A 25,339-nucleotide genomic window follows, 5' to 3' on the forward strand; every position below is an offset into this window, starting at 1 on the left:
CAGTCGTGCCCCATATGCCGGTCACCGTCGCGGTAACGCCACTCCCCTTAACCCATTTGGGGGGTCCGGGGGCCTCGACGGCCCCGCCGCCGGAGGCACTCTTTCTCTCTCTGTTCTCACGCGCCCCGGCCGCCGCAACGGGGAAAAGGGGCATAACTTTGGGAATGGCCGGAGTTGGGGCGTTATAATACAGTAAGCGTCTGAAATACCTGCCTATCATCGAAAAGAGCCGGGCCGGTCCATAACTTTGGTTATGGACCGGCCCGGCTCTTTTGTCGGGATTGTGATGGATTTCTCATGGATTATGGTGGGTTAGCCATGAAGTGAAGTCCTGGCATCGTCCATGCTTAGGCCCTTTTGCCAGTACCCCCCAGTGGCCGGTCCGTCGGCGGCAGCGGTCATCGCCGAACTACCGCTGTCGCCGGCGCTGACCCGCCGGCCCGGCTGTATGGCCGGGCGCTTCGGGGCTGGCCGTGGAAGGGCTGCTGCGGCGCTGGCCGGCCGCACCCGGGATATCCGAACCGAGGAAAGGAGAGTTCGTCATGTTAACCCTGCAATTGTGCGTCATCCTGGCCTGTCTGCTGCTGGGCACCCGCTACGGCGGCATGGGCCTGGGCCTTATCAGCGGCATCGGCCTGTTCGTCCTGTGCTTCGTTTTCGGCGTCCAGCCCGGCAAGCCGCCCATAGACGTCATGCTCACCATTTTGGCCGTCATCGGCTGCGCCGCCACCCTGCAGACCGCCGGGGGCCTGGACGTCCTCATGCGGGTGGCCGAGCGCGTCCTGCGCAAGCACCCGGAACACATCACCTTGCTTGCCCCCATCACCACCTGGTCGCTCACTGTCATGTGCGGCACCGGGCACGTGGCCTACACCATGTTCCCCATCATCTACGACATCGCCATCAACAAGGGCATCCGTCCCGAACGCCCCATGGCCGTGGCCTCGGTCTCGGCCCAGATCGGGGTGTGCGCCTCGCCCGTGTCGGTTGCCGCCGTGTCCATGGTGTCCATGCTGGCCCAGGCCCACGGCATCGGCAAGGCCATCAGCATCGTCGACCTGCTAAGCGTCTCCATCCCGGCCACCTTCGCCGGCGTGCTGTGCGCCGGCCTGTGGAGCATGCGCCGGGGCAAGGATCTGGACAAGGACCCGGAATTCCAGGCCAAGCTCGCCGACCCCGAACAAAAGGCCTATATCTACGGCGGTGGGGCCACCCTGCTCGACAAGGTCTTTACCAAGGAATCCTACCGGGCCGTGTGGTTCTTTTTTGCCGCCATCGCCACGGTGGTCCTGCTTGGTGCGTTTGCCGAGCTGCGGCCCTCCTTTGGCGTGCCGGGCAAGCTCAAGCCCCTGTCCATGAACCTCGTCATCCAGATGGTCATGCTCATGGCCGGCGCCTTCATCCTCATCTTCTGCAAGGTCAAGCAGCAGACCATCGCCAACAGCGCGGTGTTCAAGGCCGGCATGGTGGCCATCTTCTCGGTCTTTGGCGTGGCCTGGATGACCGACAGCTTTTTCGAGGCCCATTACGAGACGTTAAAGGCCAGCCTGTCCGCCGTGGTGGTGGCCTACCCCTGGACCTACGCCATCGTGCTGGTGGTGGTGTCCAAGCTGGTCAACAGCCAGGCTGCCGCATTGGCCGCCGTTGTGCCGCTTGGCCTGTCGCTCGGCCTTGAACCCAAGATCCTGCTGGCCTTTATGCCCATGTGCTACGGCTACTTCATCCTGCCCACCTACCCGAGCGATCTGGCCTGCATCAACTTCGACCGCTCCGGCACGACCCGGATCGGCAAGTACATCTTAAACCACAGTTTCATCATACCGGGAGCCATCGGCGTCGGCTGCGGCACCATCGTGAGCTACACCCTGGTCAAGCTCTTCATGTAACGCCGGGCAACAAGGACAGAAATGATGCGTACCATTGCCAAAAAGACCGTGGTCGATGCCGTGGCCGGCCTGTGCATGGAGGCCAACCGGTATCTGCCGGCCGACGTGCTGGAATCCTTTGCCCGGGCCAAGGCGGCCGAGACGTCTCCGGCCGCCCGGGCGATTTTTGAGCAGCTTGAGGAAAACGCCGCCCTGGCCGGGGAAACCGGCATGCCCCTGTGCCAGGACTGCGGCCTGGGCGTGTTCTTCGTGGAAGTCGGCGAAGATGTCCGTATTGATGGCGGCGGGCTTCGCGCCGCCATCAATGAAGGGATGGTCAAGGGCTACCAGGACGGCTTTTTGCGAAAATCCACCTGCGATCCGTTTACCCGGGCCAATATCGGCGACAACTCCCCGGCCATCGTCCACTTCGACCTCGTGCCCGGCGACGGCCTGACAATCACCATGATGGCCAAGGGCGGCGGCTCGGAAAACATGTCGCGCGTCATGATGCTGGCCCCGGCCCAGGGCTGGGCCGGCATCCGCGAGTTCGTCATCCGCCGGGTGGCCGAGTCCGGTTCCAATCCCTGCCCGCCGATCCTGGTTGGCGTCGGCATCGGCGGCAACTTCGAACTGGCCGCCATCAATTCCAAAAAGGCGCTTCTGCGCCCGGTCGACGACGTCCATCCCGAGGCCGGCGTGGCAGCCATGGAGGCCGATCTGCTCGCCTCCATCAATCGCCTGGGTATCGGTCCCATGGGCCTTGGCGGGGCCACCACCTGCCTGGGCGTCAAAATCAAGGTCGCGCCCTGCCATTTGGCCAGCCTGCCGCTGGCCGTCAACATTCAGTGCCACAGTTCCCGGCACAAGGAGGTCACGCTCTGATGGCCGAGTATCATCTGACGACGCCCCTATCCGACGCCGACGTCTCCAAACTGCGGGCCGGCGACGTGGTCTACCTGACCGGCATCATCCACACCGGCCGCGACGCCGCCCACAAGCGCATCGTGGACGCCCTGGACGCCGGGGAAAAGCCCCCCTTCGACCTCAAGGGCGCGGTCATCTACTACGTCGGCCCGTCTCCGGCCCGGCCCGGCCGGCCCATCGGCTCGGCCGGCCCCACCACCTCGTACCGCATGGATTCCTATGCCCCGCGCCTGATCGCGCTTGGCCTCAAGGGCATGATCGGCAAGGGCATGCGCGCCCCGGCCGTGCGCGAGGCCATGGAGACCGAGATGGCCGTCTACTTCGGGGCCACCGGCGGGGCCGGCGCGCTCCTGGGGCTTCGCATCAAGGACGCCAAAGTCATCGCCTATGAAGACCTCGGTCCCGAGGCCGTGCGCGAACTGACGGTCGAGAACTTCCCGGTGCTGGTCATTAACGACTGCGTCGGCGGCGACCTCTACGCCACCCCCGACCTGGAGGCCGCCCTTGGCTAGCCACGCGGCCGCTTCGGACGCCACAGTCTGTCCGGGCGGCCGCAAACCGCTGTACGCTTCGCTCTATTTCTGGGTGGTCGTCGGCATCGTGGCCGGCATCGTCCTTGGGCTTATCCCGGCCACCAAGGGGTTTGCCGCGGCCATGCAGCCCTTTGGCACGGCCTTTATCCGCATGGTCAAAATGGTGATCGCGCCGATCATCTTTTGCACCGTGGTCACCGGCATCGCCAAGATGGGCGACATGGGCAAGGTGGGGCGGGTGGGCGTCAAGTGTATGCTCTATTTCTGGGCCATGACCTTGTGCGCCCTGGCCATCGGCCTGGTGGTCGTCAACGTCTACCAGCCCGGGGCCGGCATGGACGAATACGCCGCCCGGATGCAGGCCAATCAGGCCGAGGTGGCCAAGATCGAGGAATTCGCCGGCAAGGCGCAAAAGCTCTCCACCACGGATTTTCTGCTCAACATCGTGCCGCACTCGGCCGTGGACGCCTTTGCCAAGGGCGACATCCTGCAGGTGCTGTTCTTCTCCATCCTCTTTGGCGTGGCCCTGGCCCAGCTTGGCGAGAAGGGCGCGCGTCTGGCCGACGTCATTGACGAGTTCGGCAAGGCGCTGTTCAAGGTCATCCACTCCATCATGTACTTTGCGCCGCTGGGCGCTTTCGGGGCCATGGCCTACGTGGTGGCCTCCCAGGGCCATGAGGCCCTTTTAAAGCTTCTCTATCTCATGCTTGGCGTCTACACGACCTGCCTCATCTTCATCTTCGTGGTGCTGGGGTTGGTGTGCCGGCTGGCCGGCTTTTCCCTGTGGCGCTATCTCGTCTACATCCGCGACGAAATCCTGCTCGTTCTTGGCACCTCGTCTTCCGAGGCGGCCCTGCCGCGCATGATGCGAAAGCTCGAACGGGCCGGAGCCGAGAAATCCGTGGTCGGCCTGTGCCTGCCCATGGGCTATTCCTTTAACCTCGACGGCACCTGCATCTACCTGACCATGGCCGCCGTCTTCCTGGCCCAGGCCACGGGCACGCCCCTGGACATCAGCCACCAGCTCTCGCTTCTGGGCATCCTGCTCTTAACCTCCAAGGGTGCGGCCGCCGTCACCGGCGGCGGGTTTATCACCCTGGCCGCCACGCTCCAGACCATGGGCACCATCCCCGTGGCCTCGCTGACCCTGCTCCTGGGTGTGGACCGCTTCATGTCCGAGGCCCGGGCCATCACCAACCTGATCGGCAACGGCATCGCCACCCTGGTGGTCGCCAAATGGGAAAGGGCGCTGGATACCACGCGGCTGGCCGCCGCCCTGGACGGCTCCCTGGCTGACGACGAGGACGGGATGCCCCTGGCGGCGTCGGCCGAGCCGGCGCTTTGTATCGTTAAAAATCCTCAGTAAAACGGGAGAGTGGAAATGTCCGTACCATCCACGGCAACCCACGCCGGGCTGCCTGTCGGGAAACTTGCGGCCTGGCTCGACTGGGTGCAAATGCTCACCGGCGCGGCCCTGGTCCTTTTCATGTGGTGCCACCTGATGCTGGTCTCAAGCGTGCTGATTGGCCCCAGGGTCATGAACGCCCTGGCCTGGTTTTTTGAGGTCACCTATATGGCCCAGGTTGGCGGGCCGCTCATTTTCCTGGCTTTCCTGGTCCATTTCGTCCTGGCCGCCAGGAAGATTCCCTTTAAGACCAAAGAGCAGCGGGTGATGCTCTCCAATGCCCGGCGCATGCGCCACGGCGACACCTGGATGTGGATTGTCCAGGCCACAACCGCCATGGGCATCCTCATCATGGGCGGCATCCATTTGTGGGTCGTCTTAAACGACCTGCCCATCTCGGCCGAGAAATCCGCCGCCCGCATCCAGTCCGGTTTCTGGTTTTTCTTTTATCTGGTGCTCCTGCCCATGGTGGAACTCCACGTCGGCGTCGGGTTCTACCGCATCCTGGTCAAGTGGGGCTTCCTCGACCGCCCCGGCCGTTTCTCGCTGAAAAAGAAGGAGAACGTCATGACCATGCTCTTTATCGGCATCGGTCTTTTGACCCTGCTTCGCTACTTCTTCCTGCCGCTCAAATAAGGACGCAACACCATGAGGATCATCCAATCCGACGTGCTGTCGGTCGGCGCGGGCCTGGCCGGCGAACGGGTGGCCATCGAGGCTGCCGAGAACGGTTTTTCCGCCATCTGCCTGTCCATCGTCCCGGCCCGCCGTTCCCATTCCTCGGCCGCCCAGGGCGGCATGCAGGCGGCCCTGGGCAACTCGGCCATGGGCGAGGGCGACAGCCCGGACGTCCATTTCGCCGACACGGTCAAGGGCTCGGACTGGGGCTGCGACCAGGAAGTGGCCCGGCTTTTTTGCGACGGCGCACCCATCGCCATGCGCCAGATGGCCTTTTGGGGCGTGCCCTGGAACCGGGTCGTGCCCGGCGAGCAGACCTATTACAAGGGCGGCAAGCCCTTTACCGCCTTTGAGAAGCCCGAAAACGAGGGCCTCATTCATTCGCGCAACTTCGGCGGCACAGCCAAGTGGCGCACCTGCTACACCTCTGACGGCACCGGGCATTGCGTGCTCTTTACCCTGGATAACCGGGCGGCCCAGGTCGGGGTCACGGTCGTGGACAAGGTCGAGGCCATTGCCCTCATCCACGACGGCGAGACCTGCATGGGCGCGGTGGTGCGCTGCCTCAAGACCGGCGAGCTGACCGCCTATCTGGCCAAGGCCACCCTCATTGCCACCGGCGGCTTTGGCCGCATCTACCGCGAGTCCACCAACGCGGTCATCTGCGACGGCGGCGGCCTGATTGCCGCCCTGGACACCGGCGTGGTGTCCCTGGGCAACATGGAAGCCGTGCAGTTTCACCCGACCGGCATCGTGCCCACCGACATCCTGGTCACCGAAGGCTGCCGCGGCGACGGCGGTACGCTCCTTGATAAAAACGAATACCGCTTCATGCCCGATTACGAGCCGGACAAGGCCGAACTGGCTTCCCGCGACGTGGTGTCCCGGCGCATGACCGAACACATGCGTAAGGGCCTGGGCGTCCCGTCTCCCTACGGCGACCACCTGTGGCTGGACATCCGGCATCTGGGCGAACAGCACATCCGCACCAAGCTGCGCGAGGTCGACGAGATCTGCCAGTCGTTTCTCGGCGTCGATCCGGTCCACCAGCTCATCCCGGTGCGCCCGACGCAGCACTATTCCATGGGCGGCGTGCGCACCAACAAGGACGGCGCGGCCTACGGCCTAAAGGGCCTGTTTTCCGCCGGCGAATCCGCCTGCTGGGACATGCACGGCTTTAACCGCCTGGGCGGCAACTCCCTGGCCGAGACGGTCGTTGCCGGCATGATCGTCGGGGCCAAAATCGTCGAGTTCCTCAAGGGCACCGAGTCCGTCATCAAGAGCGGCGTGGTGCGTGATGCCGTCTCCGCCCAAGAGGCCCGCATCGCCGGGCTGGTCGCCGGCGTCAATGGCCGGGAAAATCCCTACGCCGTCAAAAACGCCATGCACGACGCCATCATGAAGGGAGCCGGCATCTTCAGAAACGGCCAGGACCTCGAAGTCTGCGTGGCCGATCTCCAGGAAATCCTGGCCCGGTCGCGCAAGGTCGGCCTTCGCAGCAGCGGCCAGGGAGCCAACCCCGAATTGACCATGGCCTTAAAGATCGAAGGCATGGTCAAACTGGCCCTGTGCGTGGCCTACGGCGCGCTCAAACGCACCGAATCGCGCGGTGCCCACACCCGCGAGGACTACCCCGAGCGCAACGACCGCGACTGGCTGACCCGCACCCTGGCCACCTGGGCCGACGGTGCCGACCTGCCGACCCTGGCCTACGAACCGGCCACCCACACCTTCGAACTCCCCCCCGGCGACCGCGGCTACGGCGGCGGCAAGATCATCGCACGGGACGAGTAAGGGGAAGTGAAGAGGGGAGAAGAGGGGGGGATGCCTCCGGCGGCCGGGAGGGGGTAACCCCCTCCCGGACCCTCCCTGCATGGGTGAGGGCCAAAGTGGCGCGACTGTGACGTTGCGAGCGAAAAGGAGAAAAGAAAATGGGCAGAACACTGACCTTCGACATATTCCGCTACAATCCGGCGGACCCGGCCTCCCGGCCGCATACCGACCGCTTCGAGCTGGAAGAAACCGAGCGCATGACGCTTTTCATTGCGCTTAATAAAATCCGGGAAGAGATCGACCCCACGCTCATGTTCGATTTCTGCTGTCGGGCCGGCATCTGCGGCGCTTGCGCCATGGTCATTAACGGCCGTCCCGGTCTGGCCTGCCACACCAAGACCAGGGAAATGCCGGATGAGATCACGCTCATGCCCCTGCCCGCTTTCAAACTGGTGGGCGACCTGTCCGTCGATACCGGCACCTGGTTTCGCGGCATGTACGACAAGATCGAATCCTGGGTGCACACCAAAAAGGTTTTCGATCCCGCAGCCAAGGAAGAGCGCATGGACAACGGGCTGGCCGAGCGGATTTACGAGCTCGACCGGTGCATCGAATGCGGCTGCTGCGTGGCTGCCTGCGGCACGGCCCTTATGCGCGAAGACTTTCTCGGCGCTGTGGCCCTCAATCGTCTGGCCCGGTTTATCCTGGACCCCCGCGACGAGCGCACCGAGAAGGACTACTTCGACCTCGTCGGCACGGATGAGGGCATCTTCGGCTGCATGGGGCTCCTTGCCTGCGAAGACGTCTGCCCCAAAGAGATTCCGCTCCAGGAACAGCTTGGCAAGCTGCGCCGCAAGATGGCCCTGGCTGCGGTTAAAAATCTCCTGCCGAAGTTTTTAAACAAGGATTTCTAAAGCCGCATCGACACCCAGGCCTCTCTGTCAGTCAGGTATTGTCTGTATTTTCAGCAATCTCAATCCACACGGGTTTCCAAAGGGGTCTCCCTCTTTGGAAACCCGCAGCAACGGTGGTTCCTGTCAAGCTTACACTGGACCGACGAAATGTGTATTCCCGCTTCCGTCCAGGGTCGCGGCAACGCCGTCCCCTTTAAACCATCTGGGGGGTCCGGGGGCCTCAGGCCCCCGGCCGCCGGAGGCATTCCCCCTCTTCTCGCATCCCCCCGCCCCGGGGCCGCTGCCGCCCGATTGCCCGCCGATCGGCTGATGCGGCCGGTTTTCGGCGCATAAGCCTTGACAGAACCGTCACCATTGCCCAAGAGACATTTTTCACCATCGACGTGCGCGCCCGGTCGCCGCCAACTTTTCTGCCCGGAGGCTCCATGAAGCGTCTCGTTACCGCTTTGGCCCTGGTCCTGTGTGCCGCCCATCCGGCTCTGGCCGACACGGTGGCCACCCCCATCCCCATCGGCATTGCCGTGGCCCAGACCAGCAATGTCGCCTTGTTTGGCCAGGAGCAGGTCAACGGCGCGAAGATCGCCGAGGAGCGCATCAACGCCGCTGGCGGCGTCAATGGCACGAAAATCGCGTTGGTCTTCCAGGATACCGCCGGCGATGAAGCCGGGGCCGTCAACGCCTTCCAGAATCTGCTCAACCGCGACAAGGTCGTGGCCATCATCGGACCCACCCTGTCCCAGCAGGCTTTTGCCGCCAATCCCATAGCCGACCGGGCCAAGACCCCGGTGGTCGGCCCTTCCAATACGGCCAAGGGCATCCCCGAGATCGGCGAGTTCGTCGGCCGCATCTCCGCCCCCATGACCCAGGTGGCCCCGTACTCGGTCAAGCAGGCCATGAAGATCAATCCGGCCGTCAAGCGCGTGGCCGTGCTCTACGCCCAAAACGACGCCTTCTCCTCGTCCGAGACCGTGACCTTCCAGGACGCGGTGAAAAACCTGGGCCTGGAGACCGTCACCCTCCAGAAGTTCCAGACCACGGACAACGACTTCACCACCCAGGTGACGGCCGTGCTCGGGGCCAATGCCGATCTGGTCATCATCTCCGGTCTGGCCGCCGATTCCGGCAATCTGGTCAAGCAGTTGCGCCAGCTTGGCTACAAGGGCCTGATCGTTGGCGGTAACGGGCTCAATTCGCCCAACATGTTCCCGGTGTGCGGCGCGCTTTGCGCCGACATCCTGGTGGCCCAGGCCTACAGCCCGGCCACTGTGGACAAGAACCCGGTCAACAAGGAGTTCGTCACCGCCTTTGAGGCCGCCTACAAGAAAGGCCCGGCCCAGTTCTCGGCCCAGGCCTACACCGCCGTCCAGGTGGTCACCGAGGCGCTCGCCAAGATCGAGAAGGAAACCGGCAAGAAAATCGCCGACTTCGAACTGGCCGAACTGCGCGCGTTGCTCAACAAGTCGCTGCGCACCGGGTCCTACATGACCCCGGTCGGCGAGATCAGCATCCAGCCCTCGGGCGAAGTGGAGCAGAAGGCCTTCTACGTCTCCAAGATCGTCATGAATCCCGACGGCAAGACCGGCTCGTTTGTCCTGGTTTCCGAATAAACCGCCCGATCACGGCGGCGGCCGGGGAGCGGACCACGCGTTCCGGCCGCCAGAAAAAATGTTCCCATGGATTTTGCCTGGCTCATCCAAAGCCTGCTCAATGGCTTAAGCATCGGTTCGGTCTATGCCGTCTTTGCCCTGGGCTACACCCTGGTCTTCTCCATCCTCGGCATCATCAATTTCGCCCACGGCGCGGTCTTCACCCTGGGGGCGTACCTCACCTATGCCCTGGCTGTCGGCCATTTCGGCATTAACGGCCTGCTCTCCGACGTGTCGTTGCCGGTGGCCCTGCCGTTTATTCCGGCGCTCATCCTCGGCGCGCTGCTCTCCGGTCTGGCCGGCATGGCCGTCGAGCGGCTGGCCTTTCGCCCGCTGCGAAAGCGCGGGGCCGATCCGCTGCTCGCCTTGGTCAGCAGCCTCGGCGTGGCCCTCATTGTCGTCAACCTGATCCAGTATCTGGTCGGCGCGGAGATCTATTCCTTCCCCTCCGACATCTTTGGCGACCTGCCCATGGCCGTCATCTTTTCCGTTGGCGGCAAGCCTGTGGCCGTGCGCACCATCCAGATCATCCTGTTCGGGGCAAGCCTCATCATGCTGGCCGGCCTTGGCTGGTTTATTGGCCGCACCCGCGGCGGCAAGGCGCTTAGGGCCACGGCAGAAAACGCCGATACCGCCAGTCTTTTGGGCATCAGCGTCAACCGCTTCATCCTCGGCACGTTTTTCATTTCCGGCCTGCTCGGCGGCCTGTCCGGGACGCTGATCGGCGTCTCGTTCGGTATTGCCGGGCCGTATTTCGGCGTGTCCTACGGGCTCAAGGGCCTGGCCGTCATCGTGCTTGGCGGCTTGGGCAGCATCCCCGGGGCTGTGGCCGGCGGGCTGGTCATCGGTCTTGGCGAGGCCTTTTTGCCGCCGGACATGAGCTCGTATAAGGAAGCGGTCGCCTTTGTCCTGCTGTTTGCCATTTTGCTGGTGCGGCCCCAGGGCCTGCTCGGCGACCGATTGGAGCAAAAGGTCTGATATGTCCGGTTTTTTTGAAAATTACGGCTTCCTGCTGGTCACCATCGTACAGCAGGCGCTCCTTGGCCTGAGCCTCTATTTCCCGCTCATGGCCGGGCAGCTGTCCCTGGCCAGCATCGGCTTTTATTCCCTTGGCGGCTATGTGGCGGCCATCATGGGCACCCACCCGGCCCTGGCTCCCTGGCGGGAAGCGTTGGGCTTTTTCATGTTTCCTCTCCAGTGGCTCTTCGCCCTGGTGCTTGGCGTGGTCCTTGGCATCGTGGTCGGCTATCCGGCCCTGCGCCTTCGCGGCATCTATCTGGCCCTGGCCACCATCGCCTTTGTCCAGGTGGTCAACGTGGCCGTACTGAACATGCCCATTGCCGGCGGCGCGGTCGGCATCTTCGGCATCCCCCAGGCCTTTGCCTCGCGCCTGGACTACATCTGGTTTTTCGGGCCGCTCTTTCTCCTGACCATGTTCGTCGTCCACCGCATCACCACCACCGGCCGGGGGCTGGCCTTTTTCGCCGTGCGCGAGGATGAGCTGGCGGCCGGGGCCATGGGCGTTGGCACCACGGCCAACAAGGTCACGGCCTTTGTCCTGGGCTGCGCCCTGGCCGCCGTCACCGGAGCCATGTCCGCCCCGTTTTTAAATACCTGGAACGCCCGGCAGGGCACCTTTGACGCCTCGGTCACCTGTCTGGCCTACGTGCTGATCGGCGGCTCGCGCTCCATGTGGGGACCGCTTTTCGGCGCGGCCCTGCTGGTCAGCCTGCCCGAGCTTTTGCGGCCGCTCAAGGATTCGCGCATGATCTTAAACGGCGTGGTGCTGGTTGCCGTGTGCGTCTATCTGCCCCAGGGCATCATGGGCGGTCTGGCCGCGCTTCGGGCCAGACTGGCCGCCGGCCGGGGAGGTGCGGCATGAGCGACGCCCTGCTTCAGGCCACTGACCTGCGCCGCTCCTTTGGCGGCCTCATGGCTGTGTGCGACGTGTCCATCGAGGTGCGCCCGGGCGAGATCATGGGCCTCATTGGTCCCAACGGGGCCGGCAAGACCACCTTTTTCAATCTGCTGACCGGCATGACCCGGGCCGATACCGGCACCGTCACCTTTGACGGCCACGACATCACCAGCGCCCGGCCCGAGGCCATCGCCTCTCTGGGGCTGGCCCGCACCTTTCAGAATATCCGCCTGTTTGGCGGCCTCTCCCTCATGGACAACGTGCGCGTGGCCGGGCGCATCCACGCCCGCACCGGGCTTCTCGGCGGCATTCTCGGCACCCCGGCCAGCCGCCGCGAGGACCGGGACAATACCGAGCGGGCCTATGAGTTGCTGCGTCTGGTCCGGCTCGACGACCGGGCCGGGCATCTGGCCGCCTCGCTGCCCTACGGTGACCGCCGCCGCCTGGAGATCGCCCGGGCCCTGGCCCTGTCGCCAAAGCTGCTCCTTCTCGACGAACCGGCCGCCGGCCTCAATCCGTCGGAAAAGGTCGGGCTTTCGGGTTTCATCCGCGACATCAAGGAACGCTTCGACCTGACCGTGCTTCTCATCGAACACAACGTGCCCATGGTCATGGGCCTGTGCGACCGGGTGATGGTCCTTAATTTCGGCCAGCGTATCGCCATGGGCACCCCGGAAGAGGTCCAGCGCGACCCGGACGTCATCGAAGCCTATCTTGGAGGGGACGCCCATGGCGCTGCTTGAGGTCGAGGGCTTGTGCGTCAATTACGGGGCGGTTTCCGCTGTGCGCGACGTGTCCCTGTCGGTTGCCGCCGGCGAGATCGTCACCCTCATCGGGGCCAACGGCGCGGGCAAGACCACCATTTTGCGGGCTGTCTCCAAGCTGGTCGCCCCGCGGGCCGGAGTGGTGCGCTTTGACGGCCGCGACGTGACCGGCCTGCCCCCGGAGGCGCTCGTGCGCCTGGGCATGGCCCATTCCCCGGAAGGACGGCAGGTCCTGGCCCGGCAAAGCGTTGGCGACAACCTGGAGCTTGGGGCCTATGTGCGCAGCGATCGGGCCGAAATCGCCAAGGACATGGCCCGGATGTTCGAGCTGTTTCCGCGGCTGTCCGAGCGGCGCAGGCAGTCGGCCGGCACGCTCTCCGGCGGCGAACAGCAGATGCTGGCCATGGCCCGGGCGCTCATGAGCCGGCCGCGCCTGCTGCTCCTTGACGAACCGAGCCTGGGTCTGGCCCCGATTCTCGTCTCGGAAATCTTCGAGATCATTGCCGGCCTCGGGGCCATGGGCACGACGATTTTGCTGGTTGAGCAAAACGCCCGTCTGGCCATGCGGGTGGCGGCGCGCACCTATGTCGTGGAGTCCGGCACGATTGTGCTGGAGGGGCCGTCGGCCGAGCTGGCGCTGGACGAGCGGGTGACGAGGGCCTATTTGGGGTAGCTTGTATTCTTTCGTGGTCAAAGCCCCCTGTTCGGTGGAAGCCGGGCAGGGGGCTTTTTTCAGCCGCGTTGTTTTGGGTAAGCGACAGGACGCGTCAGCCGATGCCCGCGACAGACGAACGTGCCCGCAAGGTTGGCCATGAGGAAAGCCATGCCGGCAAAGCGCCCCATTCCTTGACGCTTGGCCATTCGTTTTGCGAAACGGACCCAACAACAACATGTTTGAACAATGGGCCCGGGGAAGTCGTACCACTCGTAGATGGAGTGGGGGTATGCCCGTCAAGGGGTCGCAAGAGATCGGACCGGGTCTCTCCTGGTGGGGTGGCAGCACTGTATGTGCTTGGTGACTCGTGTTTGGCCGGGCTGCTGCTTGACTCGTCTGGTGCGTTGAGGCAATTCAAGGAAACATGCGAGCAAGACGATTGTGGACAGAGGGGTTGTAATGGACTTTTTCTTTGAAAGAATTGCGATTAATGACATAGAAATACAATGCTGTGAATTAAGTCAAAATAGGATTTTTTATTACGAGCCAGCAGAAGCAACGCGTGTTCTTTTTGTTACCTTTTCACATCTTGGGTTTGGGAAGTTTTCTCCTGCCTGGGGATGGGACTATTGTAAGGATAGAAAATTCTCAATTTTAGGTGTGGTCCATAAGGATGAGAATTGGTTTCGGTCGCCTGATTTGATGGATTTTTTTAATTCATCTGCTTACAAAAAAATTAATCGATGGCTATGAACAGGTTGTTTTTTCTGGTGGATCGCAGGGAGGATATGGTGCCTTGCTGTTCTCCGAAACGCGGCCAGGAAGCATTGTTATTGCCCATAATCCGCAAACAACGTTAAGGAAGGATCTTGTCCCATGGGAAGGGAGATTCCCCTATGGATCGAACCTGGATTGGTCGAGATACCCCTATGACGGGGCTTGCAGTGCAGACAAAGCACGATCAGTTTTTGTCACGTATGATCCTTTGTTTAGAGAAGACAATCTGCATGTCAAGCGATTGCCGAAGCACAATCTTGTCGCGTTAAAAGTGCCAATGGTTGGCCATGCGATGCCCCAGTGGCTTTTGGAGATGGGAATTTTAAAAGAGCTTAATGACAGGATTGTTGATAATGCTTTGGATCCAAAATGGTTTTTTCAGGCCGCAAAGAGGCGCAGGCGGTTGCCAAGGTACTGGCAGAATCTGTTCCATAGGAGCAAAAATCTGGCGACACGCCTGTTGTGCGTTGCCAAGCTTGTTGATCTGGGGGATAATTCTGTTGTCTTTAAGAAAATTTATGATGAAGCTGTAGAGCGTGTTTTCCCATTTGTCCTTGAGAGTGGTGCCATAGAGACCATTTCAAGACAGGCCAGAGAATTCAGGCAGAATATTGAAAATATGCAGGCCATTTGTGAAGCGCAACGAGTGGAAATTGAATCTTTGAAAAATGAGGTGTCCAATCTTTCCCTGGCGAACAGGGAACTCGGGGAACGGAACGAACACGCAAGTGCTTTGCGCTGCGAGGTGTCCAGGCCTGATCCCCTTTATGGGCATCTTTCCAGGGTCAACAGCGTATTGTCTCATGAATTGGTGCGGGTGATGGACTGTTTTATTCACTATAATTTTCGGTATTTGCCAGATATGTTCAATGAAAAATTGTATCTTGAGCAGAATCCGGATGTGGCCCAGGCGCTCCAGAAGAACATGTTGCATTCCGCATTTTATCATTGGCTGACAAATGGAATAACAGAGCAGCGCCGGTTCTCGGTTGTCGGCGATCCGGGAACGGAAATTGATCATTCCTGATCATGCCGCCCTTGGCCCCCGATCTCGCATCCAGGTCCTGCGCAATGTTTTGCCAGGTTGCGCATTGAACAGCAGTCCGGCGGGCAATGATCCCACGGTGTTCCCTGCGTCCATTCGGCGGATTGCGCCCATCCGGACGAGCTGGTGGGAAACCGGTCATCCCGTGGAGCCGGCCCCACGTCCCGATTGTGACTGCAATGTTCGTGGCCTTGGCGAATGATCGTCCAAAATGTGACCTTTTTCCCGAACACCCCCCGCGATTCCCCCGGAACCTTTGACAGCCGCCCCGACTCCGGGTATCACACAACCGGTCCGAGTGTTCCGACAGTCGGAACGACGGTTCACATTTTCCGTAAACGGAGCCGATTTTCGTGTCAGGAAAGGCCAATATCTCCGAATCCCTGGCCAAAGGGCTGGCCATCCTCGATCTGTTCGGTATCGAGGACGCCGGCTTCACCTTAAGCGAAATCGCCGTGCGCGTCGGCATCAGCAAAACCTCCGCCCACCGCTACGTCACCACCTACTGCGAACAGGGCTATCTGGCCCGCGACCCCCGCTCCGGGCTCTACCGTCTGGGCGTGCGCACGCTGGCCCTGGCCCAGTCCATGATCGAACAAAGCGAACTGGTGCGCCTGCTGCGGCCGCTCGTTGACGAAGCCGCCGCCCGACACGGGCTGCATATCGACGTTGGCATCCTGGCCAACGACGCCATCTATCTCATCTATCGCCGCGATTCCGTCGATACCCACGCCTTCCGGTCGTTCAGCTACGCCTCGGCCCTGCACTATCTGGCCGCCGGCAAGGCGGCCATGGCCTTTCTCGAGCCGCGCGCCCTGGACGAACTCATGGCCCGCCTCGAACTGACTGCCAAGACTGACCGCACCATCACCGAAAAGGCCGTGCTTGAGGCCGAGTTGTCCCAGGTGCGCGAATTGGGCTATGCCCGCAATAACGAAGAATCTCTGCCGGGTCTCATTGCCATCGGCGCGCCGCTTTTCTCCCTGCGCACCGGGGCGGTGGTTGGCGCGGTGAGCTTTGACTCGTCCACCGCCACCTATCCCATGCAGGAGTTCGAACGCCTCTTCGCCGGCTATCTGGTGGAGTTGGCCAAGAAGATATCGGCTGTTGTTTCGCTGTAAGCGCCGGAGCGGCCCAAGGCCCCGGCGGCAACCCGCAAACGTGGAGGAATCCTCATGCGCAAAATGATGCTTTTGTGCCTGGCCCTGGTTTTCGCCTTCGCCAACACGGCGCTTTGTGCCGACGACACCATCAAAATCGGCGTGTTCCTGCCGCTGACCGGCCAGAACGCCTTTGGCGGCCAGTTGGAACTCGAGGGCGTGCAGATGGCCGCCAAAGAGAACCCGACCGTGCTCGGCAAAAAGATCGAGCTGTTTGTCGTGGACAACAAGTCCGATAAGGTCGAGTCGGCCAATGCCGTCAAACGCCTGATCGAGAAAGAAAAAGTCCAGGCCATCATCGGCACCTACGGCTCCTCCCTGGCCATGGCCGGCGGCGAAGTCTCGGAAAAGGCCGGCATCCCCCAGGTCGGCACCAGCTGCACCAACCCGCTGGTCACCCAGGGCAAGAAGTACATCTTCCGCGTGTGCTTCATCGACCCCTATCAGGGCGCCGGCGCGGCCACCTATGCCTACAAGACCCTGGGCCTTAAAAAGGCCGCCATGCTGGTTGACGTGGCCAACGACTACTCCGTCGGCCTTTCCAAGTACTTCAACAAGTCGTTTACCAAGCTCGGCGGACAGGTCGTCTCCACGCTCAACTATCAGTCCGGCGACCAGGACTTCACCGCCCAGCTGACCAAGATCATCTCCGAAAAGCCTGACGTTCTTTTCATCCCCTCCTACTTTGCCGAGGGCGCCATCATCATGAAGCAGGCCAAGGAGCTTGGCGCGACCTTCAAGATCATGGGCGGCGATGCCATGGACAACCCCAAGATCACCGACATCGGCGGTTCCGCCGTGGAAGGCTTCATCCACACCACCTTCCCCTACGACCCGTCCATGAAGAACATGACCCCCATGGCCAAGAAGTTCACCGAGGGCTGGAAGGCCACCTATCCGGGCAAGGAGCCCAACGTGAACGCGGCTCTGGGGTATGACGCCTACATGATCATCCTTGATGCCATCACCCGCGCCGGCAAGGCCGATCCCGAATCCATCGCCCAGGCGCTGGCCGCCACCAAGGGATTCCAGGGCGTCACCGGCGCCACGACCATCAACGAGACCCACGACGCTGAAAAGCCCGTCGGCCTGGTCATCATTAAAGACGGCAAGAAGGTCTACGAAGGCGACATCACTCCGGAACTCTAAACCGTCGATCGCGCATAGCGCAGGGACGGGCCGCGGCAACAGCGGCCCGTCCCATGCTCCGCCCGGGCGACCGGCGGCCAAGACGCAAGCAAGGATTCCCGCATGAACTCGGCGATGTTCATCCAGCACATGCTCAACAGCCTGACCCTCGGCAGTCTCTACGCCCTGGTCGCCATCGGCTACACGATGGTCTACGGCATCCTGCGCCTGATCAATTTCGCCCACAGCGAAATGTTCATGCTCGGGGCTTATTTCGTTTTCTGGGGCATAACCCTTGGCCAGCTGCCCTGGCCCGTGGCCATGGCCATTGCCATCGCCGTCACGGCCAGCCTCGGCGTTCTGGTCGATCAGGTGGCCTACCGGCCCCTGCGCGACGCCCCCCGTATTTCGGCGCTCATAAGCTCCATTGGCGTGTCCTTTTTCCTGCAAAACGTGGCCATCGTCTTTTTTCAGGCCATCCCCCGCGAGGTCTACCGGCCCAAGTGGTTGGAAGATCCCATGATCATGGGCGGGGTGCGCGTCCTGCCGCTGACGCTTTTCGTGCCGCTTTTGTCCCTGGCCCTCATGCTCGTTTTGATCTGGATCGTTTACCGCACCAAGGCCGGCCTGGGGATGCGGGCGATCAGCAAGGACATCGAGACAAGCTACCTGATGGGCGTGCCGGTCAACCGCATCATTGCCCTCACCTTTGGCATCGGCACGGCCCTGGCTGCCGCCAGCGGCATCATGTGGGCCCTGCGCTATCCCCAGCTCCAGCCCATGATGGGCACCATACCGGGGTTCAAGGCCTTTATCGCGGCGGTGTTCGGCGGCATCGGCTCCATCCCCGGCGCGGTCATCGGCGGACTGGCCCTGGGGTTTATCGAGATCATGACCGTGGCCTTTTTTCCCGATCTGGCCGGCTACCGGGACGCCTTTGCCTTTGTGCTGCTCATCATGGTCCTGATGTTCAAGCCGACCGGCCTTATGGGCGAACGTCTGGAGGATAAAGTCTGATGCGACGCGGACAAATTATACTGTTTAATTGTCTGGCCGTGATCGCTGCCGGACTGTTTCTGTGGCTGGCCAAGGGGTCGTTTGACGGCTACAAGATCCAGATATTAAACCTCATCGCCATCAACATCATCCTGGCCCTGTCGCTGAACCTCATCTACGGCTTCACCGGCCTTTTCAGCCTCGGCCACGCCGGCTTCATGGCCATCGGAGCCTACGTCTGCTCCATCCTGATCATGACCCCGGACCAGAAGGACATGCTGTTCATTCTGGAACCGGCCTATGACTGGGTGCAAAACGCCCACCTCCCGTTTCTGGCCGCCGTTATTGCCGGCGGGCTGGCCGCGGCTGCCGCCGGGGTGATCGTCGGCTATCCGCTCCTGCGCCTGGGCGATGACTACCTCGGCATCGCCACCCTGGGCTTTGCCGAAATCGTGCGCGTCCTGGCCAACAACTTCCCCCGCCTGACAAACGGCGCGCTCGGGTTCAAGGGCATCCCGGACTACGCCAACCTGTGGTGGAACTTCGGCTGGTGCCTGCTCACCCTCTACGTCATCGTACGCCTGCTCCAGAGCAACACCGGCAATGTGCTCAAAGCCATCCGCGACGACGAGGCCGCCGCAAGGGCCATGGGCGTCAACGTGTTCCGCTATAAGCTATTGTCCTTTTCGGTCGGCGCGTTTTTCGCCGGCGTCGGCGGGGCGCTTTTGGCCAGCCTGCTTACCACCATCGATCCCAAGATGTTTCTGTTCACCCTCACCTTTAACATCCTCATGATCGTGGTGGCCGGGGGACTGGGGTCCTTGAGCGGCACGATCATGGCCGGCATCGGCATCACCGTGCTGCTCGAATGGCTGCGGGTGGTGGAAAATCCGGTGGATATCTTCGGCTTCGAGCTGCCGGGCGTGCCGGGCATGCGGATGGTGGTGTTCTCCCTGGCCCTGATCATCATTATTCTCTTTCGGCGCGAGGGGCTTATGGGCATGCGCGAACTGAGCTGGCAATCCGTTGCCAGGGTCTTTTCCCGGGGGAAGGCGTGATGGCTGACGACATAATCCTCTCCACTGACGACGTGACCATGCGCTTTGGCGGGCTGGCCGCGGTGACCGACTTCTCCATAGCGGTCAAGCGCGGGGCCATCGCCGGCCTGATCGGTCCCAACGGAGCCGGCAAGACCACCTGCTTCAACATGATCACCGGTTTTTACAAGCCGACCACCGGCCGCATCCTCTACGAGGGCCGCGAGGTCTCGGGCCTGGCCCCGCACAAGGTCTGCAAGGCCGGCATTGCCCGGACGTTTCAGAACATCCGGCTTTTCGGCAACGAGACGGTGCTCGAAAACGTCATGATCGGCCGGCATCTGCGCCAGAAGACCGGCTGGTTGCAGGCCGTGTTCTTCACCCCGGCCTACCTGCGCGAAGACAAGGCCATGCGGGCCCATTGCCTGGAGCTTCTGGCCGCCGTCGGGTTGGCCGATCTGGCCGACGACAAGGCCAACAGTCTGGCCTACGGAGCCCAGCGCCGCCTGGAAATCGCCCGGGCCCTGGCCACGGACCCCGGCTTCCTGCTCCTCGACGAACCGGCCGCCGGCATGAATCCGCAGGAGTCCGAAGACCTCATGGGCTTTGTCCGCACCATTCGCGACGACTTCAACCTGACCATCCTGCTCATCGAACACGACATGAAGGTGGTCATGGGTATTTGCGAACACATCTGGGTCCTGGACTACGGCGTCACCATCGCCCAGGGCAACCCCGAGGCCATCCGCCACGATCCCAAGGTGATCCTGGCCTACCTCGGCGAGGAGGCGCTCGACCATGCTTGAGATCCGCGATCTCCATGTCCATTACGGCGGCATCCACGCCTTGAAAGGCATCTCCCTGGACGTGCCCAAAGGCTCGGTGGTCACCCTCATCGGAGCCAACGGGGCCGGCAAAAGCAGCACGCTTCGGGCCATTGCCGGGCTGATCAAGAACAAGCGCGGCCACATCAGCTGGAAAGGCGCGGACATCTCCGGGAAAAATCCCGTGGACATCGTCAAGGCCGGCATCGTCATGTCGCCGGAAGGCCGGCGTATCTTCGCCCACCTGACCGTGCTTGAAAACCTCCACCTCGGGGCCTACAGCCGCAGCGACAAGCCGGCCATCGCCAAGGACATCGAATGGGTCTTTGAGCTTTTCCCGCGTCTGTCCGAACGCTGCAACCAGAAAGGCGGCACCCTGTCCGGCGGCGAGCAGCAGATGCTGGCCGTGGCCCGGGCCCTTATGAGTTCGCCGGAACTGGTCATGCTCGACGAGCCAAGCCTGGGGCTGGCCCCGCTGCTCGTCAAAGAGGTCTTCTCGATTATCCGCATGATCAACGAACGGGGCATGACCGTGCTTCTGGTCGAGCAAAACGCTTACGCGGCCCTCAAGGTGGCCCATCAGGCCTACGTGCTCGAGACCGGCACCATTACGCTCTCCGGCACCGGCGAGGCGCTTATTGCCGACGCCCGCGTGCGCGAAGCGTATTTGGGGGGGTAAGAGGAAAAAGAGGAAGATGCCTCCGGCGGCCAAAGGGCAGTGCCCTTTGGAAACCCACCAGGGGTTGGTTTGATTGGACCGGGTGCGTTGCCAAGTCGGGACGCGAAAGGTGCTTGTTGCGCTTGACGGGAACCACCGTTGCTCCGGCGGCCGGGGGGATAATCCCCCCGGACCCCCTTGATGGGGAAAATTTTGAATGGGTGATTGGCGCTGGCCGGCCATCCGGTCGGCTGTGGACCGGGGCAGCCGGAGCGCAACCCGCATACACGAGGCAAAAAGTGAAATTAGCCGTCTATTCCATGGGCGGGACCATCGACAAGGTCTACTTCGACGACCTGTCCAACTACACCGTGGGCGAACCCCAGGTTCGGGCCATCCTGGCCCAGGCCGGGGTGGATTTCGATTTTACCGTCACGGAAGTGGCCCGCAAGGACAGTCTCTACGTCACCACGGTCGAGCGCGAGGAGCTTAAATGGCTGATCGCCGCCGACCCCTGCCCCCACGTACTCGTCACCCACGGCACCGACACCATGACCGAGACCGCCTCGGTGCTGGCCAGTGTGCCCGGCAAGACCATCGTCCTGACCGGGGCCATGAGTCCGGCCCGGTTCGCGGCGTCCGATGCGACTTTTAACGTCGGCTGCGCCGTGGGCGCGGTCTGGTCCTTGCCCCCCGGGGTCTATATCGCCATGAGCGGCCGGGTGTTTGCCGCCGGGGCCGTGCGCAAAAATCGGGAGCGGGGCCGTTTCGAGGCTCTGGATGCCGCTGCCGGCACTGTCGGCAAAGAGGGTGGAAAATGATCGAACTTGCCGATGTCTGGGCCGCCGAGGCCCGTCTGGCCCCCCGGCTGCGCCCGACCCCCTTTCTCCATTCCCAGGTGCTCTCGGCCATGACCGGGGCGTACGTCCTGGTCAAATTCGAGAACCACCAATTTACGGCGTCGTTTAAGGAGCGCGGAGCGCTCAATAAGCTCCTGACGCTCACCGACGACGAACGCGCCCGCGGCGTGTCGGCCATGTCCGCCGGCAACCATGCCCAGGGCGTGGCCTACCACGCCAAACAGCTCGGCATCCCGGCCACCATCATCATGCCGGCCCATACCCCGTCGGTGAAGGTCGAACACACCCGGGCCCATGGGGCCGAGGTGGTCCTGGCCGGCGACACCCTGGTCGAGGCCAGCGAGGAAGCGGCCCGCATCACGGCCGCCCGCGGCCTGACCTTCATCCATCCCTTTGACGACGCCATGGTCATGGCCGGCCAGGGCACCGTGGCCCTGGAAATGCTGGCGGTCCAGCCGGACCTGGACGTCATTGTCACGCCCATTGGCGGCGGCGGACTCATTTCCGGCGTGGCCACCGCAGCCAAGGGCCTTCGTCCCGGCATCGAGGTCTTCGGCGTCCAGGCCTCCTGCTATCCGTCGATGCTGTGCGCCATGCGCGGCGAACCGCCGACCGGCACGGGCAACACCATTGCCGAGGGCATTGCCGTCAAATATCCGGGCGAACTGACCACGGAAGTGGTTCGGGCCCGGGTGGACGAGGTGCTGGTGGTCGATGAGTCGCGCCTGGAGCAGGCCGTGGCCCTCTATCTGTTCATCGAAAAGACCGTGGCCGAAGGGGCCGGAGCCGCGCCCCTGGCCGCCATGCTGGCCTATCCCGAGCGCTTTGCCGGCAAAAAGGTCGGGCTGGTCTTAAGCGGCGGCAACATTGACCCGAGGCTCCTGGCCTCGGTCATCATGCGCGAACTCATCCGCGAGGGCCGGGTGGTGACGCTGCGCCTGCCCATTTCCGACCGTCCGGGCACCCTGGCCCAGGTCACGGCCGTTTTGCGCGACAGCGGGGCCAACATCATGGAGATCCAGCATCACCGCACCCTGCTGGCCCTGCCGGCCAAGGAGGCCAGTCTGGAAATCTCCTTCGAGGCCCGTGACCGCGAACATGGCGAGTCGGTGGTGGCGGCCCTGGTCGCGGCCGGATTTGCGCCACTGGTGCTTTGATCGGGTTTTAGCTTTTGCAGTCAACTACAGTCAAAGGCCGGGGCAAACGTCCCGGCCTTTTTGTAGGGTGCGTCCGGCAGGGCGCAGGCACTTGCCTGTGCGAACGGTTGTCTGGTATCGGATGGAGAAAGGAAGAAACGCATGGGCGTGTTCATTTCCCTGCTGCCATGGCTTGCTGTGGATGTGGCTGGCAGCCGAAAGCGCCTTGACTTGGGCCGCAATTGGGACGACTGGTGATCTATGACACTTCTCTTCGACGATTCCAAAAGGCTGGAAAAAGCTCTTGGCGAAGAAGCGGCCGGCGTCCTTATCAACATTCTCGAAAAGCAGGATGAAGAGGCCAAGCGGGAGATTGCCACCAAGCACGATCTGCGCGAGACAGAACTTCGTCTTTTGGCTGAGATGGCCAAGCTCAATGCCGACACCAAGGCCGACATCCTCAAATGGGTAGCGGCCATGCTGATTGGTCAGGCCGCGCTTATTGCCGCGCTCATGAAGCTGTTCACCAAGTAGCCAGCCCACGCACGACGTCATGCCCCCTGGGAAACCGGGGGGCTTTTTTTGTTGGTGTGCCCGGCAGGGCGCAGGGCCATCACACTGCACCGCTGGCGGCAACGATCATCTCGGCAAAGGCGAAGCTGCCGGTGAAGGCCGGGGAGATGGCGTTTAGGACATGGAGCGACCGGGCGTTGCCTTCCAGAATATAATCCATTTCCAGGCGGCCCTGGGCCAGATTGACGAGCTGGGGCCGGATGCCGGCCTTGGTCGTGGGCACGAGGTCGTCGATGCCAAGCGACGGCATGAGCCGTCTGGCGCAGCGGTAAAAATGCGACTTGGCGTATTTGCGCAGCTCCGTGTGGGCCAGAAGCCGAAAATGGTCGATATCGGCCAGATACAGCCGGGCCAGCCGGGTGAGGATGATTGCCGCTTCCTTGGGGTGCGCTCCGGCAAAGATGCCGTAGTTCTCGCGGCCAAGGGCCGGGATGGCCGTCGGGCCGACGTAGACGTCGCCGCTGATGCCTCTCGTCAAATGGACGCCCAGAAACGGCATGGCCATGTCCGGCACGGGATAGATGTTGCCGCGAATGCGGGCGGCGCTGGCCGGGGCGAGCTTCCAGTAGAGGCCCTTAAACGGAACCAGGGCGTAGTTTTGGGCAAAGCCGTGAGCCCGGGCCAGCACGTCGGCATAGGCTCCGGCGCAGTTGAATAAAAAACCGGCGGCAACGGGACCGGCGGTGGTGGCGATGGCCCCGTCCGGTCCCGGCCCGGCCACCCGGCGCTGGAAAAAAAACCGCGCCCCGGCTTCGGTCAGGCGGGCGACAAGGGCCGCCAGGACGCCCTTCACGTCGATGACTGCCGTGTCCGGGCAATGGATGGCGGCCACGGCCTCGGGCGGGGCAGCCGGTTCCAGGGCAAGGAGCGTCCGGTTGTCGATGCGCGTTGCCCGGATGCCGCCGTCCCGGGCGTTGGCGAGAAGCCGTTCCATGGCCGGCAACTGGGCCGGGTCGGTGGCCACCAGCACCTTGCCGCAGCGGTTGAGCCGAATGCCGTGCTCGGCAGCGAACCCGGCCATGATCCGGCCGCCCGTGGCGCAGACTTTGGCCTTTTTCGTGTCGCTGCCGTAGTACAGGCCGCAGTGGAGCACGCCGCTGTTGCGTCCGCTGGCGTGGCGGCCGGGGCCGGGTTCCTTTTCGATGATGGCCAGGCGGGCGGCCGGGGCGCGGCGCAGCACGGTTAGCGCCGTGGTCAGGCCGACGATGCCAGCTCCGGCGATGACGAAATCGAAGTGTTCCACGGGTTTGACACTCCTTGCTGCGGCTGGTGTTTTGTTGCCGGCCAGGGTGGCACAGGGGGCACGCGAGGGTAGGGCCGGGTTGTGGTCCCTGTCAAACCCGGCCGGATGTCCGGTTGCCGGCCGCCTGGCAGTGGGGTAGGGCTGGAGAGTGGCGGCCCGGTCGGCCGGGCCGGCGACAAAGGAGACGGCAGTATGGTGAGGTGGTTTCCCGAAGCCCTGGCGGCGACGTTCGTGGTTGTTTTCGTGGTCCTTGGTCTGGCCCCGGCCTCGCGCGAGGTCTGGTGGGCGGAAAACATCCCGGTCATGGCCGTCTTTTTGTATTTCGCCGCCACCAGCCGGCGCTTTCGTTTCTCCAACCTGGGCTACGCCCTGATGGCCGTCTGGCTCTTTTTGCACGCCATCGGCGGGCATTACACCTTTGCCAACGTGCCCTTTGGCTTTGTCACCGACCTTTTTGGCTTTACGCGCAACCACTTCGACCGCGTGGCCCATTTCGCCGTGGGCTTTTACGCCTTTGCCCTGGCCGAATACCTCTGGCGTCGGCGGTTGGCCCATCCTGCCGTCATCGCCGTCTTTGCCGTCACCATGATCATGGCCGTGGCCTGTGCCTATGAGATCATCGAGTGGTGGTATGCCGTGGCCGAAGGCGGCGAGGCCGGGGTGGAATTTCTGGGCAGCCAGGGCGATGTCTGGGACGCCCAGAAGGACATGCTGGCCGACACCTTGGGGGCGCTGTTTGCGGTCGGGCTTTTCTGGCTCTATCGCCGCCGTCTGCCGGTGGACGCCGACGCCCCGGCCCGCCCGGCCTGAGCCTGTCTCTCCCC

General features: G+C 62.8%; 25 protein-coding genes. 24 read left to right on the forward strand and 1 reads right to left on the reverse strand.

All coding sequences use genetic code 11. The features are described from left to right. The first annotated feature begins 542 nt into the window (after positions 1 to 542). The 23 genes from DVDV_RS14235 (at position 543) to DVDV_RS14340 (ending at position 23,233) form a co-directional block, all read left to right on the forward strand. Positions 543 to 1,886 carry an anaerobic C4-dicarboxylate transporter gene (locus tag DVDV_RS14235; RefSeq protein ID WP_075355306.1) on the forward strand — a complete coding sequence of 448 codons (1,344 nt, stop codon included), beginning with the start codon at positions 543 to 545 and terminating at the stop codon, positions 1,884 to 1,886. A 24-nt stretch (positions 1,887 to 1,910) separates the two neighbouring features. Then, the gene (locus DVDV_RS14240; RefSeq protein ID WP_075355329.1) at positions 1,911 to 2,750 is read left to right on the forward strand and encodes a fumarate hydratase; all 840 of its coding nucleotides are present in this window, start codon (positions 1,911 to 1,913) and stop codon (positions 2,748 to 2,750) included. Further along, complete coding sequence (locus DVDV_RS14245; protein WP_075355307.1) at positions 2,750 to 3,304, forward strand: Fe-S-containing hydro-lyase; 555 nt, start codon at positions 2,750 to 2,752, stop codon at positions 3,302 to 3,304. Before DVDV_RS14240 ends, DVDV_RS14245 begins: the two co-directional genes overlap by 1 nt. After that, positions 3,297 to 4,691 (forward strand): C4-dicarboxylate transporter DctA, encoded by a 1,395-nt coding sequence (dctA, locus tag DVDV_RS14250; protein ID WP_075355308.1) that lies wholly within the window; start codon positions 3,297 to 3,299, stop codon positions 4,689 to 4,691. Before DVDV_RS14245 ends, dctA begins: the two co-directional genes overlap by 8 nt. Positions 4,692 to 4,706: 15 nt before the next feature. Beyond that, entirely contained in the window at positions 4,707 to 5,366 is a 660-nt protein-coding gene (locus DVDV_RS14255) for a succinate dehydrogenase/fumarate reductase cytochrome b subunit (RefSeq protein WP_075355309.1), read from the forward strand. Between the two features lie 12 nt (positions 5,367 to 5,378). After that, complete coding sequence (locus DVDV_RS14260; RefSeq protein ID WP_075355310.1) at positions 5,379 to 7,202, forward strand: fumarate reductase flavoprotein subunit; 1,824 nt, start codon at positions 5,379 to 5,381, stop codon at positions 7,200 to 7,202. Positions 7,203 to 7,339: 137 nt separating this feature from the next. Then, positions 7,340 to 8,095 carry a fumarate reductase iron-sulfur subunit gene (locus DVDV_RS14265; protein ID WP_075355311.1) on the forward strand — a complete coding sequence of 252 codons (756 nt, stop codon included), beginning with the start codon at positions 7,340 to 7,342 and terminating at the stop codon, positions 8,093 to 8,095. A 425-nt stretch (positions 8,096 to 8,520) separates the two neighbouring features. Beyond that, positions 8,521 to 9,702 (forward strand): ABC transporter substrate-binding protein, encoded by a 1,182-nt coding sequence (locus DVDV_RS14270; RefSeq protein ID WP_075355312.1) that lies wholly within the window; start codon positions 8,521 to 8,523, stop codon positions 9,700 to 9,702. 66 nt (positions 9,703 to 9,768) lie between these two features. Further along, entirely contained in the window at positions 9,769 to 10,719 is a 951-nt protein-coding gene (locus tag DVDV_RS14275) for a branched-chain amino acid ABC transporter permease (RefSeq protein WP_075355313.1), read from the forward strand. Between the two features lies 1 nt (position 10,720). Continuing rightward, a complete protein-coding gene (locus tag DVDV_RS14280) occupies positions 10,721 to 11,623 on the forward strand; it encodes a branched-chain amino acid ABC transporter permease (protein WP_075355314.1) in 903 nt (300 codons plus the stop codon). Further along, positions 11,620 to 12,402, forward strand: a complete 783-nt coding sequence (locus DVDV_RS14285) for an ABC transporter ATP-binding protein (protein WP_075355315.1) — start codon at positions 11,620 to 11,622, stop codon at positions 12,400 to 12,402. The genes DVDV_RS14280 and DVDV_RS14285 overlap by 4 nt, the downstream gene beginning before the upstream one ends. Beyond that, positions 12,389 to 13,096, forward strand: coding sequence for an ABC transporter ATP-binding protein (locus DVDV_RS14290; RefSeq protein WP_075355316.1), 708 nt, complete (start codon positions 12,389 to 12,391; stop codon positions 13,094 to 13,096). Before DVDV_RS14285 ends, DVDV_RS14290 begins: the two co-directional genes overlap by 14 nt. Before the next feature lie 441 nt (positions 13,097 to 13,537). Next, complete coding sequence (locus DVDV_RS22375; RefSeq protein ID WP_139311631.1) at positions 13,538 to 13,831, forward strand: hypothetical protein; 294 nt, start codon at positions 13,538 to 13,540, stop codon at positions 13,829 to 13,831. 43 nt (positions 13,832 to 13,874) lie between these two features. Next, positions 13,875 to 14,882: a hypothetical protein gene (locus DVDV_RS14295; protein ID WP_139311632.1), complete on the forward strand. Its 1,008-nt coding sequence runs from the start codon at positions 13,875 to 13,877 to the stop codon at positions 14,880 to 14,882. A gap of 371 nt (positions 14,883 to 15,253) precedes the next feature. Next, positions 15,254 to 16,021, forward strand: a complete 768-nt coding sequence (locus tag DVDV_RS14300; protein ID WP_075355318.1) for an IclR family transcriptional regulator — start codon at positions 15,254 to 15,256, stop codon at positions 16,019 to 16,021. Positions 16,022 to 16,075: 54 nt separating this feature from the next. Next, entirely contained in the window at positions 16,076 to 17,209 is a 1,134-nt protein-coding gene (locus DVDV_RS14305) for an ABC transporter substrate-binding protein (RefSeq protein ID WP_075355319.1), read from the forward strand. A gap of 102 nt (positions 17,210 to 17,311) precedes the next feature. Then, positions 17,312 to 18,205 (forward strand): branched-chain amino acid ABC transporter permease, encoded by an 894-nt coding sequence (locus DVDV_RS14310; RefSeq protein ID WP_075355320.1) that lies wholly within the window; start codon positions 17,312 to 17,314, stop codon positions 18,203 to 18,205. Further along, on the forward strand, positions 18,205 to 19,242 hold the full coding sequence (locus DVDV_RS14315) for a branched-chain amino acid ABC transporter permease (protein WP_075355321.1): 1,038 nt from the start codon (positions 18,205 to 18,207) through the stop codon (positions 19,240 to 19,242). Before DVDV_RS14310 ends, DVDV_RS14315 begins: the two co-directional genes overlap by 1 nt. Then, a complete protein-coding gene (locus tag DVDV_RS14320) occupies positions 19,242 to 20,027 on the forward strand; it encodes an ABC transporter ATP-binding protein (protein WP_075355322.1) in 786 nt (261 codons plus the stop codon). The genes DVDV_RS14315 and DVDV_RS14320 overlap by 1 nt, the downstream gene beginning before the upstream one ends. Then, entirely contained in the window at positions 20,020 to 20,724 is a 705-nt protein-coding gene (locus DVDV_RS14325; protein ID WP_075355323.1) for an ABC transporter ATP-binding protein, read from the forward strand. The genes DVDV_RS14320 and DVDV_RS14325 overlap by 8 nt, the downstream gene beginning before the upstream one ends. A 278-nt stretch (positions 20,725 to 21,002) precedes the next feature. Beyond that, entirely contained in the window at positions 21,003 to 21,524 is a 522-nt protein-coding gene (locus DVDV_RS14330) for an asparaginase domain-containing protein (protein ID WP_075355324.1), read from the forward strand. After that, complete coding sequence (locus tag DVDV_RS14335) at positions 21,521 to 22,720, forward strand: threonine ammonia-lyase (RefSeq protein ID WP_075355325.1); 1,200 nt, start codon at positions 21,521 to 21,523, stop codon at positions 22,718 to 22,720. Before DVDV_RS14330 ends, DVDV_RS14335 begins: the two co-directional genes overlap by 4 nt. A gap of 240 nt (positions 22,721 to 22,960) precedes the next feature. After that, on the forward strand, positions 22,961 to 23,233 hold the full coding sequence (locus DVDV_RS14340) for a hypothetical protein (RefSeq protein ID WP_075355326.1): 273 nt from the start codon (positions 22,961 to 22,963) through the stop codon (positions 23,231 to 23,233). 79 nt (positions 23,234 to 23,312) lie between these two features. Here the strand turns inward: DVDV_RS14340 and lhgO are convergent, their stop codons facing one another. Next, positions 23,313 to 24,515: an L-2-hydroxyglutarate oxidase gene (gene lhgO / locus DVDV_RS14345; protein WP_075355327.1), complete on the reverse strand. Its 1,203-nt coding sequence runs from the start codon at positions 24,513 to 24,515 to the stop codon at positions 23,313 to 23,315. 192 nt (positions 24,516 to 24,707) lie between these two features. Between lhgO and DVDV_RS14350 the strand changes: the two genes are divergently transcribed. Then, positions 24,708 to 25,325 (forward strand): DUF2238 domain-containing protein, encoded by a 618-nt coding sequence (locus tag DVDV_RS14350; RefSeq protein ID WP_075355328.1) that lies wholly within the window; start codon positions 24,708 to 24,710, stop codon positions 25,323 to 25,325. Positions 25,326 to 25,339 lie beyond the last annotated feature (14 nt).

This window comes from Desulfovibrio sp. DV, assembly GCF_001936595.1.
Lineage (GTDB): Bacteria > Desulfobacterota > Desulfovibrionia > Desulfovibrionales > Desulfovibrionaceae > Solidesulfovibrio.

Excerpts from the sequence above, each read along its gene's own strand:
- DVDV_RS14235 (WP_075355306.1), top strand. The coding sequence starts at position 543 with ATGTTAACCCTGCAATTGTGCGTCATCCTGGCCTGTCTGCTGCTGGGC.
- DVDV_RS14240 (WP_075355329.1), top strand. The coding sequence starts at position 1,911 with ATGCGTACCATTGCCAAAAAGACCGTGGTCGATGCCGTGGCCGGCCTG.
- DVDV_RS14245 (WP_075355307.1), top strand. The coding sequence starts at position 2,750 with ATGGCCGAGTATCATCTGACGACGCCCCTATCCGACGCCGACGTCTCC.
- DVDV_RS14255 (WP_075355309.1), top strand. The coding sequence starts at position 4,707 with ATGTCCGTACCATCCACGGCAACCCACGCCGGGCTGCCTGTCGGGAAA.
- DVDV_RS14260 (WP_075355310.1), top strand. The coding sequence starts at position 5,379 with ATGAGGATCATCCAATCCGACGTGCTGTCGGTCGGCGCGGGCCTGGCC.
- DVDV_RS14265 (WP_075355311.1), top strand. The coding sequence starts at position 7,340 with ATGGGCAGAACACTGACCTTCGACATATTCCGCTACAATCCGGCGGAC.
- DVDV_RS14270 (WP_075355312.1), top strand. The coding sequence starts at position 8,521 with ATGAAGCGTCTCGTTACCGCTTTGGCCCTGGTCCTGTGTGCCGCCCAT.
- DVDV_RS14275 (WP_075355313.1), top strand. The coding sequence starts at position 9,769 with ATGGATTTTGCCTGGCTCATCCAAAGCCTGCTCAATGGCTTAAGCATC.
- DVDV_RS14280 (WP_075355314.1), top strand. The coding sequence starts at position 10,721 with ATGTCCGGTTTTTTTGAAAATTACGGCTTCCTGCTGGTCACCATCGTA.
- DVDV_RS14285 (WP_075355315.1), top strand. The coding sequence starts at position 11,620 with ATGAGCGACGCCCTGCTTCAGGCCACTGACCTGCGCCGCTCCTTTGGC.
- DVDV_RS14290 (WP_075355316.1), top strand. The coding sequence starts at position 12,389 with ATGGCGCTGCTTGAGGTCGAGGGCTTGTGCGTCAATTACGGGGCGGTT.
- DVDV_RS22375 (WP_139311631.1), top strand. The coding sequence starts at position 13,538 with ATGGACTTTTTCTTTGAAAGAATTGCGATTAATGACATAGAAATACAA.
- DVDV_RS14305 (WP_075355319.1), top strand. The coding sequence starts at position 16,076 with ATGCGCAAAATGATGCTTTTGTGCCTGGCCCTGGTTTTCGCCTTCGCC.
- DVDV_RS14310 (WP_075355320.1), top strand. The coding sequence starts at position 17,312 with ATGAACTCGGCGATGTTCATCCAGCACATGCTCAACAGCCTGACCCTC.
- DVDV_RS14315 (WP_075355321.1), top strand. The coding sequence starts at position 18,205 with ATGCGACGCGGACAAATTATACTGTTTAATTGTCTGGCCGTGATCGCT.
- DVDV_RS14320 (WP_075355322.1), top strand. The coding sequence starts at position 19,242 with ATGGCTGACGACATAATCCTCTCCACTGACGACGTGACCATGCGCTTT.
- DVDV_RS14325 (WP_075355323.1), top strand. The coding sequence starts at position 20,020 with ATGCTTGAGATCCGCGATCTCCATGTCCATTACGGCGGCATCCACGCC.
- DVDV_RS14335 (WP_075355325.1), top strand. The coding sequence starts at position 21,521 with ATGATCGAACTTGCCGATGTCTGGGCCGCCGAGGCCCGTCTGGCCCCC.
- DVDV_RS14340 (WP_075355326.1), top strand. The coding sequence starts at position 22,961 with ATGACACTTCTCTTCGACGATTCCAAAAGGCTGGAAAAAGCTCTTGGC.
- DVDV_RS14350 (WP_075355328.1), top strand. The coding sequence starts at position 24,708 with ATGGTGAGGTGGTTTCCCGAAGCCCTGGCGGCGACGTTCGTGGTTGTT.